Genomic DNA, 2898 nt, shown 5'->3' with positions numbered 1-2898 from the left:
AAATGTAGGTGTATCTACATCACCTACGGGACCATTTACAACAGAATATACTTGGATAGGAGATTATCAAACTACAGCAGATGAAGCTTGGGTTCCAATAGGAATAAACTTAGATGCTTATTTAGGTCAAGTGATTTATGTAGAGTTTAGTTATGGAGGTGCAGGAACAGGTTTTGAAGGAGATATGTCTATTGACCAAATACAAGTAGAAACTTGTGGTACGTTCTGTATTGCTCCAAATAGTATAACAGTAGATAACTTAATGGCTACATCAGCAGATATAACATGGACACCAAGTGGGTCAGAAACACAATGGAACTATGTTGTGCAACCTGCAGGAACAGGATCACCAACATCAGGTACAACTGTTGGAACAACAACAGTATCTGAATCAGGATTAACGCCTCAAACAGATTATGAAGTATATGTGCAAGCTATTTGTGGTGCAGATACTAGTGTTTGGGCAGGACCAGTTTTCTTTACAACACCAGTTCAAACTAATTTTGTTTTAGACTGTACAAACGGTGGACCACAAACACTAACATATTGCTATGAAAATAATGATACTAATGTGTTTACATTTACTAGTTCTGACGGTACAACACCTATCAATTTAACATTTAATGCAGGACAAGTTGAACAAAACTGGGATGAATTAGTTGTATTAGATTCAGATGGAGCGACTGATTTAAACGCAGCCACTCCTTATGGTAATGGTGGAAACTTAAGTGGATTAACTTATCAATCTACAGGATCTACAATTTCATTCCAAGTACAATCTGATGGAAGTATAAACTGTCAAGGAAATGGATACACTTCAATTACAGTAACAGCTAGTTGTGCTACTTGTATTAACCCAACTGCAACTTTTGTAGTTGTTGATGATTGTGCAAATGGTGATCAGTTTTTGGTTGATGTAAATATCACTTCGTTAGGAGATGCTACTTCATTATCTGTTCAAGATAATCAAGGAAATCCGCCAGTAAGTGTTTCAACAACAGGTTCAATAACACCATTATTTGGACCTTATCCATTTAATACAGATATTATATTTACAGTTTCAAATGAACAAGATGGTAATTGTGTTATTACCAGTCAAGCCATATCACTAGCAGCATGTCCGCCAGATAATGATAATCCATGTAATGCTACGATTGCTTCGGTTAATTCTGACGAAAGTTGTACTGTTGTTAACCCAGGTACTTTATTAGAAGCAACAGATTCAGGATATCCTAATGGATCTTGTACTACTAGTGCAGATGATGATGTTTGGTACCAGTTTACAGCAGTTGGTGATCAACAGATTATTCAAATACAAAATGTAGTTGGAGGCTTTAATGTTGATCATGCTGTTTATGAAGGTACAGATTGTAATAATTTAACTCAATTATATTGTACAACTGACGATTTTAGTTTGACACCAGCTTTAACAATAGGTAACACATATTACATCAGAGTTTTCTCAGCAGGAACAGCTCCTACATCAATAACTTTTGATTTATGTATCCAAACATTAGGTGTGCCAACTTACTGTACTGATGCATTGCCAATTTGTCCAGATTTACCAGATCCATTCCCTAACGTATCAGATGGTTCAACAGCACCACCTTATTTAGATTATGGATGTTTAGGATCTGAACCTAACCCATACTGGAATACAATTAATGTAGATTTAGCTGGAGATTATTCATTTACTTTACAGCAGACTTCTACAACTGGTAACTTAATTGATATTGACTTTATAGTTTGGGGACCATTTACATCTCAAGATACGGGATGTTATGGACTGTTACCTGAAAATATAGAAGATTGTAGTTACTCTGCTACAGCAACTGAAACAGTTCAAATAACAGGTGCGCCAGCAGGTTCTATTTATGTGATTTTAATTACAAACTTTAATGGATCTGATGGTACATATACTTTCTCTCAAGATAGTGGTCCTGTAAATGGAATTAACTGTGATGTAGTTTGTGACGTTACTTTAGATTATGACGGAATTGTTGTAGAACAAGGAACAACAGCTCCAGACGGACAAAGCGACGATATTAACTTATGTGGTTATACTTCTGTAACTTTAACAGCAGATACTGTTTATGCAGTAGATTCTTATGATTGGTATGTAGACGGTATTTATCAGACAGGAGTTAACTCTCCAACATTTGTAGCTACACAATCTGGATCTTACCAATGTATTGTTGGTGGTGGTATTTGTGCAGATTTTACATCTTCAATTATTGCTAACATTAATTTCTTTGATGATGCTAATGCTAATCAAGCTCCAGATTTAGAAGCTTGTGATGATGGAACAGGTACTGCTGTGTTTGATTTAGAATCACAAACAGCAACGATATTAGGCACTCAAAGTGCAACAGATTTTGTTGTAACTTATCATGAGACTCTATCTGATGCTCAATCAGGTGTAGGAGCTGTAGCTTCACCATACACGGCTACAGATGGTATAGTAATTTATGTAAGAGTAGAAGATGTTGACGCAGTAGGTTCAATGTCTGGATGTGCATCAACAAATACAAACTTTAGCTTAGTTGTTAACCCAACACCTCAAGCTTTAGATACTCCAGATCAAGAGGTTTGTGATGATGGAACAGGAGGAGCTACGTTTGATTTAACTACTAACGAAGCAACTACTGTAGGAAGTCAAGCAGATGTGGTAGCAACATACTATACTAGTTTACAAGATGCAATAGATGCTACAGGTGAAATTACTACACCAGATAGTTATTACTCTACTTCAGAGACTATTTACATTAGAGTTGAAAATTCAACGACAGGATGTTTTGCGACAACAGATTTTGACTTAAGTGTTTTACCAAAACCAGTATTAGGTATGCCAGAGGATTTATTAGGATGTGACAATAATGATGATGGAATAGCAGAGTA

At 36.0% G+C, this 2898-nt stretch carries 1 protein-coding gene; it reads left to right on the top strand.

Going from position 1 to position 2898, the window contains the following annotated elements; genetic code table 11:
- On the top strand, positions 1-2898 hold a 2898-nt coding region (locus WA327_RS07795), incomplete at both ends, for a fibronectin type III domain-containing protein (RefSeq protein WP_336068318.1).

The sequence above is a fragment of the Mesoflavibacter sp. CH_XMU1404-2 genome, from assembly GCF_037029465.1.
Lineage (GTDB): Bacteria > Bacteroidota > Bacteroidia > Flavobacteriales > Flavobacteriaceae > Mesoflavibacter.
The sequence above is the reverse complement of the archived record's forward strand: the minus strand, read 5'-3'. Positions and strand labels throughout refer to the sequence as shown.